The sequence below is a fragment of the Chryseobacterium paludis genome, from assembly GCF_025403485.1.
In the GTDB taxonomy this organism is placed as follows: domain Bacteria; phylum Bacteroidota; class Bacteroidia; order Flavobacteriales; family Weeksellaceae; genus Chryseobacterium; species Chryseobacterium paludis.
Genome location: NZ_CP099966.1, coordinates 4,252,960 through 4,268,972, shown reverse-complemented (window position 1 = coordinate 4,268,972; position 16,013 = coordinate 4,252,960). Strand labels below are relative to the sequence as shown.

The window sequence follows — 16,013 nt, the reverse complement described above, 5'->3', positions numbered from 1 at the left end:
AGATTTAATTATTGTTTTAATTTTAAATAGACTCCGTTTGTCCAACCAAATCCATCCTGATTAGGGTACTCTCCTCCTCCGGCAATCGTTTCATTATCTAATGCATTGTATTTTTCCATTAGTTTGCCCGTATTATTATAAACCCTTTCGACATTAGAGCACCAATTGTTTTTTATTTCATCCGCTAATTGTGTAAAACCATAGTTTTTCATAGAAACAAATCCTAGCCATTGGTATGGCGCCCAGGCATTCGGTAGATCCCATTGTTGACCGGTTTGTTTCGTTGTGGTAACAAGGCCGCCTTTATAAAGAAACTTTTCACTAATAATTTCTGAAACTGCTTTTGCCTGTTCCTCGCTGGCAAGACCCAAGAATAAAGGATAAAGAGCAGCAATATGTTCGGAGGTTGTGTTTTTGTGTTTTTTTATGTGATAATCCTTATATGTTTTGGCATTTTCATCCCAAAAATATACATCAATCAGTTGTCTCCTTTTTGCTGCTCTTTCATTAAAATAATTTTCTTTTTCTTTAAAATTCTGAAGTCCTGAAGTTTTAGCCAATGTCTTTTCCAAATGCCATAAAAGGCAATTCACGTCGACCTGAGCAATATTCAGTGTTTCTATAGTCTGTATTGTTTCTTCGTCTGAAAACCATCTGCTGGAAAAATCCCATCCTGACTCGCAGCCGCTTCTTATATTTCTGTAAAACTCTTCCCCGGAAGCATTTTCGTGATCTTCAATATCTATTAAATAACTTTCAGGACGCGGGGTATTTTCTGCATCGTAATATCTATTCAGAACATCTCCATTATTCGTTTTTAAGACCCTTTCAGATTGCATATTATTTTCTAATTTACCCTCTCCATTCATCCAGAAATTGTATTCCTTTTCTAATGTATCGTAATATTGAATGTAAATTTTTTCGTCACTTGTGCTCTCCACCAGCAGATCTAGCATCAATGAAAAATAAGGTGGCTGTGAACGACTTAAGAAATGCGTTCTGCTTGCATTCGGAATAAATCCAATATTTTGAATCAGATAAGAACAGTTTTCAACAATATTCCTCATCATTTCTATTCTTCCTGAAACCTGCAATCCAAGCATTATGAAATAGCTGTCCCAATAGAAAAATTCATTAAAGCGTCCTCCTGGAACGATATAAGGTTTTGGAAGTTTTAGCAATGTTCCTCTTTCTTCATATGAAGTCCTGGTAAGTTCATCCCACAGCTTTTCTATATGTTGTTTTATAGGTAAATGATCATCTTGCCGAATAGAAACCTTTGCTCCTAAAAAGTCAAAATTTGAAAGCACAAACACTTTAAGATCGAAACCAGACACGACCTTCTCCTTTTCATATTTTTCATTGATCTCCGATACAGAAAATAAAGGCACCGCATCCGTCATCATTTTTTGATCTTCAAAAATTTGTGATCTCTGAACATCGTCAAACAGAGTTTGGATATCTTTAATGTAAAGCTGTGTATTCATTTTATTTTTTAGGATTTATTTTTAATTTATTCATGATAATAGCCGATATAATCAGTAATGAAAGCGGTATCAGGGAAAGATAGAACGCCCTCTGCCCACTGAATTCCTGAAATACAAAACCTGTAATTATAGAACCTATTGTTCCTCCAATTGCAGAGAAAACTACGATAAGCCCCGACATAGCACTGTGTAAATATTTAGGTATTGAAGCCAAAATAACAGAATTGATACTTGGATAAATGGGTGCTAATAAGCCTCCCATCAAGGGGAAAAGATAAACTACAACCGGAGCATTCAGCCATGTCGTGTTTGCGCTTATAGTCGTATTATGAGTGAGTGGTAAAACAAATAACAGGCTTAAAGCAAAACCGATCACACAAAAAGAAACCACATAGATCCAACTGAATTTCTTAGAAAAGAATCCTGATAAAAATCTTCCCAATGCAAAAGCTCCTGCTAAAACAGCTCCCGCCTGTATACTCATGGAAGTTGGTAATTTTAATATTTCTTTATAAAAAGTAGGGGTCCAGGTCTGAAAACTCTGTTCCACTAAAACAAAAAGAAAGGCGCACACTAAAAAAAACAATACTTTTTTATAACTAAATAAGCTTATACTGTTCTTAATATCTCCTATTAAATCTGTTTTTTCATTTTTCGCTTCGTTTTCATCTAATTTAGAAAAGAATAAAAACAAAAATGATAAAGCCGACAAAGCTCCCAATACCCAATATACATTCAACCAATGGGTAGATTTTGGATTATGGTCATCTATAAATAAGCTGAAAAGAACATTTCCTGCCAATACACCGATCATAAAAAAGCCCTCTAAAAACCCCATAAAGCTGGAGTGTTCTTTATCCGTATTCGTCACCAGACCTATGGATGTAAAAACCGAAATTTTTATTAATGCGAAAGAAATTCCAACAATAGAAAATAACAACTTGAAGAACCAGAAATCATTTGAAAAAGGCATTACAAAACACATACAGCTTACCAGAAAGAGTGCGATCAACATGGAATTTTTAATTCCGATCTTTGGTAAAAAAGAAGCCAGAATGAACGAGCAAATAGCAATGGGAAGATCTTTAAATCCTTCCAGGACACTCGCTGAAGATTTCGAAATTCCAAAATTCTGCTGAACCTGTAGAATCACTGTTCCCACGGAATTCAATAGAATCGCAAAAACGAAATAGTTTAAAAATAAAATGGCTTTTATATTGAAATTTCGCATTAAATTAATTTCTTGGTGGCTAAGATAGAAGCATTTGCCTTAACGTTAATTTAACATAGTAAACAAATATTTGAACTATATTAATATAATTATTATTTTTATAGCACAAATAGCATTAATTTAATGAAAGTCAGTTTTGAAAGAGTTATCCCTAGTGAGAAGAGTTCTTTTCGCACACTACATAACAATTCTCCTATTTCTGAATTCAAGTGGGAATATCATTACCATCCGGAAATTGAATTGGTATGTGTTATTTCAGGAAGCGGAACCCGCCATGTAGGTTACCATAAAAGCAATTATTCTAATGGAGATCTGGTTTTAATAGGCTCTAATATTCCCCATTCCGGATTTGGACTTAATTCTATAGATCCACATGAGGAAATTGTATTACAATTCCGGGAAGAGATCTTACAGTTCCCTCAGGAAGAAGTCGAGGCAAGGTCTATTAAAAACCTTTTGGAATTATCCAAATATGGAATTCATTTCAGTCCCGCTACAAAAAAAGCTATGCTTCCCAAATTAAAAAAAATGCTTGAATCTGAGGGTTATAAGAGATATCTGCTGTTATTGGATATCCTTTTTGAACTTTCCACATGTAAAGACTATGATCTCCTCAACAAGGAAATCATGCCTTATACGATTATTTCAAAAAATAAGACCCGGCTGGAAAATATATTCACCTACGTGGAACATCATTATGATAAGGACATCAATATTGAAGATGTCGCAAAACTTGCGAATCTAACTTTGCCTGCGTTTTGTAATTTCTTTAAAAAGGCTACTCAGATTACTTTTACAGAGTTTGTAAACCGGTATCGGATTAACAAGGCTTGTCTATTAATGGTTCAGGATAAAAGTATTTCAGAATGCTGTTACAGCTGTGGCTTTAATAATGTGACTTACTTTAACAGGATGTTTAAAAAATATACAGAGAAGACGCCTTCGGAATTTATTAAGAATTCTTCACATGATAAGATTGAAAATGCGGATTCAAATATCAAAATAGTTCAGAAGTCGTTTTAGTAGTTTTATTGAGTATAAAGCTAATATTGTAAAATATACGTTATCAGCTTAATCTGCAAGATTTAAAACAAAAAAAGCCGTTCCACAAAAGAACAGCTTTATATCTTATTATTACACATTGAAAAAGAAAGACAATCAAAAGTCATTTTTAACTTTCAATTCTCCATTTTCAATTCAATACTTATTTCCACTTAATATTGCAACCCATACTTGGTCTCTGAATTTCCTCCTGAGGTTCTCCCAGTAAAAGGTTTTCAAAAGCTATGATTAAATCTTCACCGGTTACATCTTTATTGTTTCCTGGTCTTGAATCATCCATTTGTCCCCTGTAAATAAGATCCAATTTATCATCAAAGAAATAGAAATCAGGAGTACATGCCGCCTCGTATGCTTTGGCTATACTTTGACTCTCATCATATAAATAAGGAAAGTCAAAATTTCTTTCAATCTGAAATTCGATCATCTTTTCTGGAGAATCAGCTGGATATTTTTCTACATCATTCGCGTTAATAGCGATGAATTCAATTCCCTTTTCCTGATAATCTTCGTATAATTCATTAAGCTTATCGATCACATGAAGAACAAACGGACAATGGTTGCACATGAAGATCACCAATGTTCCTTTTTCTCCTTTCAGATCATTTAATGACTGAATTTCGTTACTTTTTGACGGGTTAGGAAGCTCGAAAAACGGAGCTCTGGTTCCTAATGCCAGCATATTTGAGGGAGTATTCATATCCTTTATTTTCTTTGATTACAAAGATAAAGTTTCTTTTATGATTTGCCAATTCCGGTTTTTATAAAGTTCAGTTAAATGTTAAAGTTTAAATAATATTTAGAATTATTTGGAAGATATTAGTTAATCTTCGTAGTTTTGCTAACGCTGTTAGTAAAAAAATATCATGGGATTACATGAACGTCGTCAAAGAGAAAAGGAATCTATCCGTGCAAATATTTTGCAGGAAGCTTTTACTTTGGCTAAAACAGAGGGCTGGGCTTCACTTTCAATAAGAAAGATAGCCGATGCGATTGAATACAGTGCACCAGTAGTTTATGATTACTTTGAAAATAAAGAAGCTATTTTATTTGAAATCTCTATCAATGGATTCAATCTTTTACACAAAGAATTGGTAAAGGCTCAAAAAAAATATGATAGTCCAGAGGAACAACTTACTGCTATTGTAGATACTTATTGGAAATTTGCTTTTAAAAATAAAGAATATTACCAATTAATGTTTGGTTTGGGAATGCAATGTAGTGGTAAAGGACAAATGAAAGAAGAGTTTTCGTCATTTCAGGATATGATCTACGATTGTACTTATAATATTATTATAAAAAATGGATCCAATCCGGACAATGCATGCCATATGTCACATGCCTTATTTTCTGCAGTACATGGTTTAATATCTATTATGATGATGCGAAACTCTGATATTCCTGCAACAATGAACAAAACCACTTTAGACGAGACGGTTTCTGCTTTTGTTAAATCATTGTAAATTTTTTTTGAATCAAACATTAACACCGTTAGGAAAAATATCAAGAGAAAGATTAAATTTTTAAACTAAATCAACAAAAAATTTAAGGTTTTATCATATTAAAATAGTAACATCAATCTTAACTATTAACACTGTTAGTAAAATTAACGCAACACACCTCACTTTTATATACATAAAAACAACATTAAAAAATCTCTAATTATGGAAATGACGATCTAACTTACTATTAATAATTCTGTAATTTTTTTTGAATTAAACATTAACACCGTTAGAAAAAATAACGGGAATTATTAAAAACCTTATTAATTTCAAAACAATCAACAAAACAAATTAAATTTTAATGAAAATACCTGGAACAATGAGGATCTTATTACTTATAACAAGTATTATCCTTTTACAGAATTGCAGTAAGGCCGCGGAAAATTCGAACCAAGCGCCTCCTGCTCCAGAATTGCCGGTTTATACTGTAACGACTTCTCCAGCTACAACATATCAGGAATTTCCTACCGCATTGGAAGGAAAGAACAACGTAGAAATAAGATCTCAGGTAGATGGTTACCTGGATAAGATATATGTAGAAGAAGGAGCTTTCGTAAGAGCGGGACAACCTTTATTCAAAATCGACTCTAGAGCTTATGGTGAGCAAATGAATATGGCACAGGCTAACTTACAAGTAGCTAATGCAAATATTCAGAAAGCCAAAGTGGAAGTCGACCGTCTTCAGCCATTGGTAGCTGCAAAAGTAGTTTCCGATGTACAGCTGAAAACCGCTAAAGCTAATTATGCAGCAGCAGTTGCAGCAGCATCACAAGCACAGGCTTCTATTGGAAGTGCAAGAATTAATGTAGGATTTACAACCATTACAGCTCCCGTAAGCGGTTATATTGGAAGAATTCCTTATAAAAAAGGAAGTTTAATTTCAAGAACAGATCCAAGCCCTTTAACTCTATTGTCTGACATCAGTGAAATATATGCTTACTTTTCTTTAAGTGAACTGGATTTCATTGCTTTTCAAAAGAAATATCCTGGAGCTACTTTAGAGGAGAAACTAAAAAATATGCCAATGGTAGAATTGGTAATTGCTGACAACAGTATCTATTCTGAAAAAGGAAGAATGAGCATTGTAGATGGTCAGTTTGACAAAAGCACAGGAGCAATCAGTGTACGTGCGGTATTTCCAAATGCTCAAGGAGCACTGAGAACAGGAAATACAGGAAGAGTACGTATGCCTCAGCTTCTTACCAATATTTTAGTTATCCCTCAAGAATCCACTTTTGAGATTCAAGATAAAACATATGTATATGTCGTTGGAAAGGATAAAAAAGTAACCAGCAAACCAATAACTATTTCTGGAAAAACAGAAAGCTATTACTTCGTTTCCAATGGAATTTCTGTAGGTGATAAAATTGTATATCAAGGTCTTGGAAGCTTAAAAGATGGTGCTTCAATACAACCGAAAGCAGTATCTTCTGACAGCTTGTTCAAATCAAAACCTTTGTAAACATACTTATCCGATACAGAAGACTTAAAAAAATAAACTTCTTATGTTAAAACAATTTATAGAAAGACCAGTACTCTCTACGGTTATCTCCATAATATTACTATTGCTGGGAATACTATCGGTTTTCAATCTTCCGATTACATTATTTCCGGATATTGCGCCTCCAACCGTTCAGGTAACGGCATTTTATCCAGGAGCTAATGCGGAAGTAGTCGCTCGTTCAGTAGCTGTCCCTATTGAGGAAGCAGTGAACGGTGTTGAGAACATGACGTATATGACCTCTAATTCAAGTAATGACGGTTCGATGACTTTGAGCGTTTACTTCAAACAGGGTTCAGATCCTGATAATGCAGCCGTAAACGTTCAAAATAGAGTATCAAAGGCAATGAGCCAGCTTCCACAGGAGGTTGTTCAAGCCGGAATATCAACTCAAAAAGTACAGAACAGTATGATCATGTTTATGGGATTATCAAGTGATGACCCAAAACAATATGATGAACTGTTTTTACAGAACTACCTTAAGATCAACGTAATTCCACAGATACAACGTATTCCCGGTGTTGCACAGGCTCAGGTATTCGGTACTCAAGATTATTCAATGCGTATTTGGTTAAAACCAGATCGTTTAGCAGCTAATAATCTTTCTCCACAGGAAGTAATGGCAGCTATCAAAGATCATAACCTTGAAGCAGCTCCCGGACGTCTTGGTCAGGGAAGTAAGGAAACTTATGAATATATCCTTAAATATAAAGGGAAGCTAAGCAAGAATGCAGACTATGAAAATATCGCTATTAAAGCTAATAATGACGGTTCATTCCTAAGATTAAAAGATGTTGCAAGAGTAGAATTCGGTTCTTATACCTATACTGCAACAAACAGAGTTGATGGAAAACCAGTAGCAGGTTTTGCGATTTTACAGACTGCAGGTTCGAATGCTAATGAGATTCTGACACAAATTGAAAAGCAGGTAGATGAGCTTAAAACGACTCTGCCAAAAGGAGTAAATCCAATCATCATGTATAACTCTAAAGACTTCCTGGATGCTTCTATTGACCAGGTAGTAGAAACATTGATCATTGCATTTATTCTGGTATTTATTGTAGTATATATCTTCCTTCAGGATTTTAGATCTACTCTAATTCCAGCCATTGCTGTTCCGGTAGCAATTATTGGTACCTTCTTCTTCCTGCAGCTATTTGGTTTCAGTATCAACATGCTTACCTTGTTTGCCTTAATTCTGGCTATTGGTATTGTGGTGGATGACGCCATTGTGGTAGTAGAAGCAGTCCATTCTAAGATGGAACATACAGGAATGCCTGTAGAGCAGGCAACAGTAAACTCTATGAGTGAAATCTCAGGAGCGATTATTTCGATTACTTTGGTAATGTGTGCCGTGTTTATTCCTGTTGGTTTCATGCAGGGACCTGCCGGAGTCTTTTACAGACAGTTCGCTTTCACATTGGTTATTGCGATCTTAATTTCGGCTGTGAATGCATTAACATTAAGCCCTGCTTTATGTGCCCTTTTCCTAAAAGATCCGCAAGATGGAGAACATGGTCATCTAAAGAAAGGATTTGGAGCGAAGTTTTTCAACGCATTCAATTCCAGCTTCAATAATATGACACAGAAGTATATCTATAGCCTTAAATTTTTAATCAAAAATAAATGGGTGGCTGTAGGAGGTTTAGCCTTATTAATTGCAGCAAGTGTTATCTTAATTAAAAAAGCACCTTCAGGATTTATTCCAACTGAAGACCAGGGTTTCGTTTTATATGCGGTAAATACTCCTCCAGGAAGTTCATTGGATAGAACACAACGTGCAACGAAACAAATCGATAAAATAGTAAACGCTGAAAAAGCAACTAACCACTTATGGGTAGCAGATGGGGTAAACTTCATCAGTAATGCTAATGCTTCTCCTTACTCTGCCGGGTTTATCAAATTAAAAGATATTGATAAACGAGGTGATATTAAAGATCCTGATCAGATTGCGGCAGGTTTAACAGGAAAAGTAAGTCAGGTAAAAGACGCCAACGCATTCTTCTTTAACTTCCCTACGATCCAAGGTTTTGGTAACGTAAGTGGATTTGAGTTTATGCTACAGGATAAAACCAATGGATCTTTTGAACAATTGGGAGCTAATACCCAAGCCTTTATTGGGGAACTGATGAAACGTAAAGAAATTGCATTTGCCTTTACTACGTATGCAGCAGGAAATCCACAATATACTATTGAAGTAGATGCGGATAAAGCCAATCAGCTTGGAGTATCTGTTACTGATCTTATGCAGACGATGCAGATCTATTTTGGTAGTAGCTTCGTTTCAGATTTCAACAGATTTGGTAAATATTACAGAGTAATGGCTCAGGCTGATATTCCTTACCGTACAGACATCAATTCTCTTGAAGGAATTTATGTTAAAAACAAACAGGGAGAGATGGTTCCAACCAAAACGCTGGTGACTTTAAAAAGAACTTTCGGACCTGAAACAGTAACAAGAAATAACTTATTCAACGCCGTAACGATCAATGGAACTCCTAAACCTGGATACAGTACGGGAGATGCAATTAAGGCTGTTGAAGAGGTGGCAAAACAATCACTTCCACGCGGATATGGTTATGAATGGACTGGTATTACCCGTGAGGAAATTAAAACAGGTGGACAGACTGCTTTCATCTTTATGCTAAGTATTTTGTTCGTGTATTTCTTATTGGCAGCCCAGTATGAAAGTTACATTCTGCCTTTTGCTATTATTCTTACTGTTCCAACAGGGATATTTGGAGTATTTGCTTTCACAGGATTAGCTGGCATTGATAATAACATTTATGTACAGGTTGGATTGATCATGCTTGTCGGATTGCTGGCGAAAAATGCGATTTTGATTGTAGAGTTTGCCGTTCAAAGAAGAAAAGCAGGCAAAACATTGATAGAATCTGCTCTTCAGGCTTCAAGATTACGTTTGAGACCAATTTTGATGACCTCATTTGCTTTTATCATCGGTATGCTTCCTTTGGTTTGGACACAGGGAGCTTCAGCAAAAGGTAACCATTCTATCGGGATCAGTACTGTAGGTGGAATGTTGACAGGAGTTGTATTCGGGATCTTCATTATCCCTGTAATGTATGTAATTTTCCAATATCTGCATGAAAAAATGCCAAGCAGAAAAAAACGCAGACTTCAAAAACAAAATCATGAACAGGCTTTAACAACCGGTCACTAAAGTCTATTTAAAAGAAAAACAATGAAAATAATAAAGAATATTTTTCTAATTTTTATATTGGTTGTAACTGCGGTTTCGTGTAAGACAAAAGTCGCCTACACGGAACCGGACTTACAGCTTCCGGAAGAATTCCGCTTTACAGCTACAGCCGATACGGCTAGCGTTGCGAATTTGGAATGGAAAGAATTTTTCAAAGATCCCGCTTTGCAGGGATTGATTGAAAAAGGAATTGCTCATAACCTTGATCTGCAGATTGCTTTAAAACAAGTTGCTTCTTCACAGGAAAGATTACTTCAAGCGAAATATCTTCAATATCCGGACATCGGTTTTGGTGTTACAGGACAGATTTCAAGACCTTCGAAAAATAGTATGAATGGACAAAGCCTTAATCTATTTATAGGAAAAAATCATGTAGAAGATTATAATGCAGCATTCAATCTTTCATGGGAGGCAGATATCTGGGGTAAGATAAAAAATCAACAGGAAGTTTCAAGAATGCAGTATCTGCAAACTTATGAAGCAACCAAAGCTATTCAGACCCAGGTTGTTGCCGCTATTGCTCAAGGATATTACAATTTATTAATGCTGGATAAGCAATTAACAATTGCGCAGTCTAATTTGGAACTAAGCTCCAATACATTATCTATTACTGAAAAAATGTGGGAAAGTGGAGATACTACTTCATTAGGAGTTCAGCAGGCAACTGCACAAAAGCAGTCTACAGAACTTTTAATTTCCCAGTTACAGCAGAATATTGCTATTCAGGAAAATGCATTGAGTATTCTGGTTGGTGAGGCTCCGAATAAAGTAAGCAGAGGTATTGAAATGTCCGACACTTCTTTGTCTCAGGATCTGTCTACAGGACTTCCGGCAAAAATGGTAAGCCGCCGTCCTGATGTTCGTCAGCAGGAGTTGGTTTTACTAGAATCAAATTCACTAGTAGGAATTGCTCAGGCAAATATGTATCCTTCATTAAAAATTACAGCTAATGGAGGAGTAAACTCTTTTAAATTTGATAACTGGTTTCAGATCCCGGCATCTTTATTCGGATCTGTTTTAGGTGGAATTACTCAGCCTATCTTCCAAAAGAGACAGTTGAAGACCGATTTGGCAGTTGCTAAAATTCAAAGAGAGAAAAATGTATTGGCGTTTCGTCAATCTGTTTTAAATGCAATGGGAGAAGTTTCTGACGCATTGGTTTCTAATGAAAATTTAAAAGTTCAGGAGCAAAAAGCAACAGAACAGGTAACTACATTGAAAGATGGAATTAAGAGCGCTCAAATGTTATATAAAGGAGGCTTGGCAAACTACCTTGAAGTGATCACGGCGCAAGCCAACTCTCTTCAGGCAGAATTGAATCTGGCATCCGTAAAAAGACAGAGATTAAGCAGTATTGTTGATCTATACAGAGCTTTAGGTGGCGGTTGGAAGTAGTAGTAAATTTAATTTATATTGTTGAATGCGGCCTTAGCGGGTCGCATTTTTTATTGTTGTTGAGAAAGCCACTCAATTAAATCATCAAAATCTTGTGGTGTGTATCCTAATGGTAAATAATGAATGTCATCCGCTTTACGATACCAGGTCAATTGTCTTTTTGCATATCTGCGACTATTCTTTTTGATTTCCCCAACAGCAAAGTCCAGATCCCAGATTCCTTCGAAATATTTAAACAATTCCGCATAGCCAACTGTATTCAAAGCTGTAAGTCCTTTAAATTCTTCAAGACCTCTTGCCTCTTCCAACAAACCTTTTTCCATCATAATATCCACTCTCCTGTTGATTCTATCATACAACTCTTCTCTTGGAGCTTCAATTCCAACCCTGATTACATTAAAATCTCTGGAATCCTGAGAAACCGCAATTAAGTCTGAATATTTTTTATTGGTTTGCCAAATGATATCGATTGCCCTCAAAAGTCTTCTATGATTATGAAAATCTACCACTGCATAGTATTCAGGATCTAGTTCTTTCAAGATATCCTGTAATTTCTCAACTCCTTCTGAATCCAGAATCTCTTGTAGTTTCTTTTGATTTTCAATATTAGCCTCAGGGAGATCGTTCAATCCTTCAATGACTGCTTTTTCATACATCATACTTCCACCCACAAGGATAACGGTATCATATTTTTTAAAAAGTTCGTTAAGTTTTTGTAAAACATCTTCCTCATACTGCCCAATAGAATAATATTCTTTAACAGAAAGATTTCCAATAAAGTGGTGGGGTGCTTCAGCCAGTTCTTCTACAGACGGTGAAGCAGTGCCTATTTTCATTTCTTTAAAAAACTGACGCGAATCACAGGAAACAATTTCCGTATTGAAATGTTTGGCCAGATCAATTGCCAATCTTGTTTTTCCAATTCCTGTGGGTCCTACTATAGAAATCAAATTTTTCATCGGTAGGCTAATTATCTTTTTTAATGGTCATATGAAATCTAAATCTTGATCAGTGAATATGTTTTTCACAGTGCTAATTTAAATGTTTATCTTTGTAAGACAATAAAAAACTATGATTTTATCAATGACTGGCTTCGGTAGAGCTGAAGATGTTTTTGAAGGTAAAAAAATATGCGTAGATATTAAATCACTGAACAGCAAGAGCTTTGATTTAAATATTAAAATACCGTTACGCTATAAAGAAAAAGAATTCGAAATCAGAAAAATTCTTAACGACAGAATTATTCGTGGAAAAGTGGATTGCTACATTTCAGTGGAGAATCTTGAGGAAAGCAATGATGTAAAAATCAATAGAAACCTCATCGATTCATACATGAGTGAACTCCGTAATATAGCCTCTGACGGACCTGACTTTGAATATCTAAAAATGGCAGTAAGGCTTCCTGATGCTATTACATCAAGACCTGATGAACTTACAGATGGAGAATGGGAAAACCTGGCAAGAATCGTAAACAATTCTGTTGATAGATTCGAAGAATTCAGAAAAACTGAAGGCAAGACCCTGCATTTGGAACTGGAGAAAAATATTCAGAATATCGATAAATATTTATCTGAAGTTATTCCTTATGAAGAGGTAAGAATTAATAGTGTAAAAGAGCGTTATCAAAAATCTTTAAAAGAATTTGAAAATGTAGATGAAACCCGTTTCTATCAGGAAATGGCATATTTTACGGAAAAATTAGATATTTCTGAAGAGAAAGTCAGACTTTCCCAGCATTTGAAATACTATAAAGAAGTAATGGATAATGAAGATTTTAATGGAAAGAAATTAGGTTTTATTTCTCAGGAGATCGGAAGAGAAATCAATACATTAGGTTCAAAAGCCAATCATGCTGAAATTCAGAAATTAGTAGTAATGATGAAGGATGACCTGGAAAAAATTAAAGAACAAACGTTAAATGTATTATAGATAGTTACGTGATCCGAGATGCAGGGTAATATCTGAATTTCAATCAGAAGATAAAACCCAAAATCCGGAATCCGAAACTTGAAACCCATCAACCATGGAAAAAGTTATCATATTTTCAGCGCCATCCGGGAGCGGAAAAACAACATTAGTAAAACATTCTTTAGATATATTTCCGGAACTTAAATTCTCGATCTCCTGTACTACGAGACAGCCGAGGGGAACTGAAGTACATGCTGTGGATTATCATTTTTTAACTCCGGATGAATTCAGACAAAAGATCACTGAGGGTGCTTTTGTAGAATATGAAGAAGTATATACCGATAAATATTACGGTACTTTAAAATCTGAGGTAGAGAAAATCTGGAATCAAGGCAAAGTAGTTATTTTTGATGTTGATGTGAAGGGAGGAATTTCTTTAAAAAAATATTTTGGTAAAAAAGCCTTCTCTATCTTCATTGAACCCCCTTCTATTGAAGAATTGGAACGAAGATTGATTTCAAGAAATACAGATGATGCAGAAACCATTAAAACCCGTGTAGAAAAGGCAGAAGAAGAAATGACCTATGCCAGCGAATTTGATAAAATCGTGATCAATACGGATTTGGGTGAAGCAAAAATAGAAATAGAAAGTTTAATAAAAAATTTTATCAGTAGTCATTAAAAAGCAGTTAAAAATTTCTACTTTTAAAAACAAAAACATTGAGGTTGATATGAGTACCGAAACATTAGAAAGAGCTAAATCTGCTATTCCTGTTAGGGGATTTTTAGATATAAAAGATATAGCGATTCCTCAAGGAGAAGAATTAGTGAAAGCTATTCTTAAACTTAAAGAAGAAAAAAATGCGGTTATTTTAGCGCATTATTACCAACCTGGAGAAATTCAGGATATTGCTGATTTTCTTGGAGATTCTTTACAGTTGGCAAGACAGGCAAAAGATACGAACGCTGATATGATCGTTTTCTGTGGTGTTCACTTTATGGCAGAAGCGGCAAAAATCTTAAACCCTACCAAAAAAGTAGTTCTTCCAGATACAATGGCAGGATGTTCTTTAGCTGATGGCTGTAGCGGTGAAGGATTGAGAAAAATGCGTGAGCAGCATCCAAATGCTTTAATTGCAACATACATCAACTGTAATGCTGAAACTAAAGCTGAAAGTGATATTATTGTAACAAGTTCCAATGCTGAAACGGTAATTGAAGCTTTACCGAAAGACAGACCTATCATTTTTGCACCTGATAAAAACTTGGGAAGATACCTTTCTAAAAAAACAGGTCGTGATATGATCCTTTGGGATGGAAGTTGCATCGTTCATGAAGCTTTCTCAATGGAAAGAATTGCTCAGCAATTGGCAGACAATCCGGATGCAAAACTGATTGCACACCCTGAGAGTGAAGAAGCTGTTTTAAAGCTTGCTCATTTTATAGGTTCAACTTCTGCATTGTTAAACTATGTAGAAAAAGACGAGTGTCAGAAATTCATTATTGCAACTGAAGAAGGTATTCTTCATGAAATGAGAAAACGTGCTCCACATAAAGAATTGATTCCAGCTTTGGTTTTTGATGAAAGCTGTAACTGTTCTGAGTGTTTCTACATGAAACGTAATACAATGGAAAAATTGTATTTGTGTATGAAATATGAACTTCCGGAAATCCTTATCGATGAAGAACTTCGTTTGAGAGCTTTAAAGCCAATCGAAGCGATGCTGGATCTTTCAAAAAGTATAAAATAAATTCAAAGCACTGTTTTCACAGTGCTTTTTTTATGTATTGTTATTCGAAACAATAGGCTGCCACGTCTACACACGCTCTGCAATTTCCTGATAGATTAAAATAATCGTCACAGGAATTAGTATACTCCGGCCCTGGCCCATACGTATTATTTACAGGGCAGCCAGAACAGTTCGAGGCACCTTTAATGTTTTTCAGTTTTAATCTGGATAGTTTTTTCATAATAAATTAAGTTTATTTTAAACTAACAGTCGAAAGCTACATCAACACAATTTTTGCAATTCTCCGATAAAGCATGATACTGCTCACAAGTATTAGAATACTCTGGACCGTTACCATAATTATTATTCACCGGACATCCAACACAGTTCATTGCTCCTTTGATATTTTTCAATTTTGATCTTGATAGTTTTTTCATCGTATTAAATTTGTTCTATAGTTTAGCATAAAAATTAATCAGGAGCACATTCGAAACTCAATAAAACTTTAGGCTTACAACATGCAGGTAAGGCATCATAATCAGCACATGATCTTGGATAACCTGGTCCATATGGCCCTGGAGGACAAACATAGTTACAAGTTCCACCTCCATTGAATGATTTCAAATTTTCTCTGCTTAGCTTTTTAGAATTTTTCATAGTATTTATATTTATTTAGTTTCTGATGAGGTCCAATATTTTTATTTTTGAACAAGAAATGACAAAAAAGCACCGTCTCAACAGTGCTTTGATTTCTTTATTGAGGAAAGCAATCCATACTTACCTTTACATAGGTCTCACAGCATTTTGGCAATGCATTAAAGTCAGCACAGGATCTTGGAAAACCCGGTCCGTAAGGTCCTACAGGACAATTCTCATTACATGCCGTTCCTCCGTTGATCGATTTTAAATTTTCTCTGTATAATTTTTTTAAATTTTTCATATTAGTTTTAATTTGAAACATGAATAAAAGATTAAATTAA

16 protein-coding genes are annotated in these 16,013 nt (G+C 35.1%); 8 read left to right on the top strand and 8 right to left on the bottom strand.

Features of this window, described 5'->3' with window-relative positions; all coding sequences use genetic code 11:
• Positions 1 to 8: 8 nt before the first annotated feature.
• Both NG806_RS19340 and NG806_RS19335 read right to left on the bottom strand, forming a co-directional pair.
• Positions 9 to 1,487 carry a trehalase family glycosidase gene (locus NG806_RS19340; protein WP_261511072.1) on the bottom strand — a complete coding sequence of 493 codons (1,479 nt, stop codon included), beginning with the start codon at positions 1,485 to 1,487 and terminating at the stop codon, positions 9 to 11.
• 1 nt (position 1,488) lies between these two features.
• Positions 1,489 to 2,718, bottom strand: coding sequence for an MFS transporter (locus tag NG806_RS19335; protein ID WP_261511071.1), 1,230 nt, complete (start codon positions 2,716 to 2,718; stop codon positions 1,489 to 1,491).
• A gap of 123 nt (positions 2,719 to 2,841) precedes the next feature.
• On the opposite strand from NG806_RS19335, the gene NG806_RS19330 reads away from it, so the two are divergent.
• Positions 2,842 to 3,741 (top strand): AraC family transcriptional regulator, encoded by a 900-nt coding sequence (locus NG806_RS19330; RefSeq protein ID WP_261511070.1) that lies wholly within the window; start codon positions 2,842 to 2,844, stop codon positions 3,739 to 3,741.
• A 181-nt stretch (positions 3,742 to 3,922) separates the two neighbouring features.
• On the opposite strand, the gene NG806_RS19325 is transcribed toward NG806_RS19330, so the two are convergent.
• Positions 3,923 to 4,477 (bottom strand): thioredoxin family protein, encoded by a 555-nt coding sequence (locus tag NG806_RS19325; RefSeq protein ID WP_214833036.1) that lies wholly within the window; start codon positions 4,475 to 4,477, stop codon positions 3,923 to 3,925.
• A 166-nt stretch (positions 4,478 to 4,643) separates the two neighbouring features.
• Between NG806_RS19325 and NG806_RS19320 the strand changes: the two genes are divergently transcribed.
• The 4 genes from NG806_RS19320 to NG806_RS19305 all read left to right on the top strand — a co-directional run bounded on the left by NG806_RS19320 (position 4,644) and on the right by NG806_RS19305 (position 11,395).
• A complete protein-coding gene (locus NG806_RS19320; protein ID WP_214833038.1) occupies positions 4,644 to 5,240 on the top strand; it encodes a TetR/AcrR family transcriptional regulator in 597 nt (198 codons plus the stop codon).
• 340 nt (positions 5,241 to 5,580) lie between these two features.
• Complete coding sequence (locus tag NG806_RS19315; RefSeq protein WP_214833040.1) at positions 5,581 to 6,741, top strand: efflux RND transporter periplasmic adaptor subunit; 1,161 nt, start codon at positions 5,581 to 5,583, stop codon at positions 6,739 to 6,741.
• Between the two features lie 43 nt (positions 6,742 to 6,784).
• The gene (locus tag NG806_RS19310; RefSeq protein WP_214833042.1) at positions 6,785 to 9,961 is read left to right on the top strand and encodes an efflux RND transporter permease subunit; all 3,177 of its coding nucleotides are present in this window, start codon (positions 6,785 to 6,787) and stop codon (positions 9,959 to 9,961) included.
• 21 nt (positions 9,962 to 9,982) lie between these two features.
• Positions 9,983 to 11,395: an efflux transporter outer membrane subunit gene (locus NG806_RS19305; RefSeq protein ID WP_214833043.1), complete on the top strand. Its 1,413-nt coding sequence runs from the start codon at positions 9,983 to 9,985 to the stop codon at positions 11,393 to 11,395.
• Positions 11,396 to 11,445: 50 nt separating this feature from the next.
• On the opposite strand, the gene miaA is transcribed toward NG806_RS19305, so the two are convergent.
• Complete coding sequence (gene miaA, locus NG806_RS19300; protein ID WP_261511069.1) at positions 11,446 to 12,354, bottom strand: tRNA (adenosine(37)-N6)-dimethylallyltransferase MiaA; 909 nt, start codon at positions 12,352 to 12,354, stop codon at positions 11,446 to 11,448.
• 112 nt (positions 12,355 to 12,466) lie between these two features.
• On the opposite strand from miaA, the gene NG806_RS19295 reads away from it, so the two are divergent.
• The 3 genes from NG806_RS19295 (at position 12,467) to nadA (ending at position 15,054) form a co-directional block, all read left to right on the top strand.
• On the top strand, positions 12,467 to 13,324 hold the full coding sequence (locus tag NG806_RS19295; protein WP_214833048.1) for a YicC family protein: 858 nt from the start codon (positions 12,467 to 12,469) through the stop codon (positions 13,322 to 13,324).
• A gap of 94 nt (positions 13,325 to 13,418) precedes the next feature.
• A complete protein-coding gene (gene gmk / locus NG806_RS19290) occupies positions 13,419 to 13,985 on the top strand; it encodes a guanylate kinase (protein WP_261511068.1) in 567 nt (188 codons plus the stop codon).
• 49 nt (positions 13,986 to 14,034) lie between these two features.
• On the top strand, positions 14,035 to 15,054 hold the full coding sequence (nadA, locus tag NG806_RS19285) for a quinolinate synthase NadA (RefSeq protein ID WP_214833052.1): 1,020 nt from the start codon (positions 14,035 to 14,037) through the stop codon (positions 15,052 to 15,054).
• Positions 15,055 to 15,094: 40 nt separating this feature from the next.
• Here nadA and NG806_RS19280 read toward each other — a convergent pair whose 3' ends face one another.
• From NG806_RS19280 to NG806_RS19265, 4 genes are all read right to left on the bottom strand, one after another.
• Entirely contained in the window at positions 15,095 to 15,274 is a 180-nt protein-coding gene (locus NG806_RS19280) for a hypothetical protein (protein ID WP_261511067.1), read from the bottom strand.
• 22 nt (positions 15,275 to 15,296) lie between these two features.
• Complete coding sequence (locus NG806_RS19275; protein ID WP_214833057.1) at positions 15,297 to 15,470, bottom strand: hypothetical protein; 174 nt, start codon at positions 15,468 to 15,470, stop codon at positions 15,297 to 15,299.
• A 34-nt stretch (positions 15,471 to 15,504) separates the two neighbouring features.
• A complete protein-coding gene (locus NG806_RS19270) occupies positions 15,505 to 15,690 on the bottom strand; it encodes a bacteriocin-like protein (protein ID WP_214833059.1) in 186 nt (61 codons plus the stop codon).
• A gap of 97 nt (positions 15,691 to 15,787) precedes the next feature.
• The gene (locus tag NG806_RS19265; RefSeq protein ID WP_261511066.1) at positions 15,788 to 15,973 is read right to left on the bottom strand and encodes a bacteriocin-like protein; all 186 of its coding nucleotides are present in this window, start codon (positions 15,971 to 15,973) and stop codon (positions 15,788 to 15,790) included.
• Positions 15,974 to 16,013 lie beyond the last annotated feature (40 nt).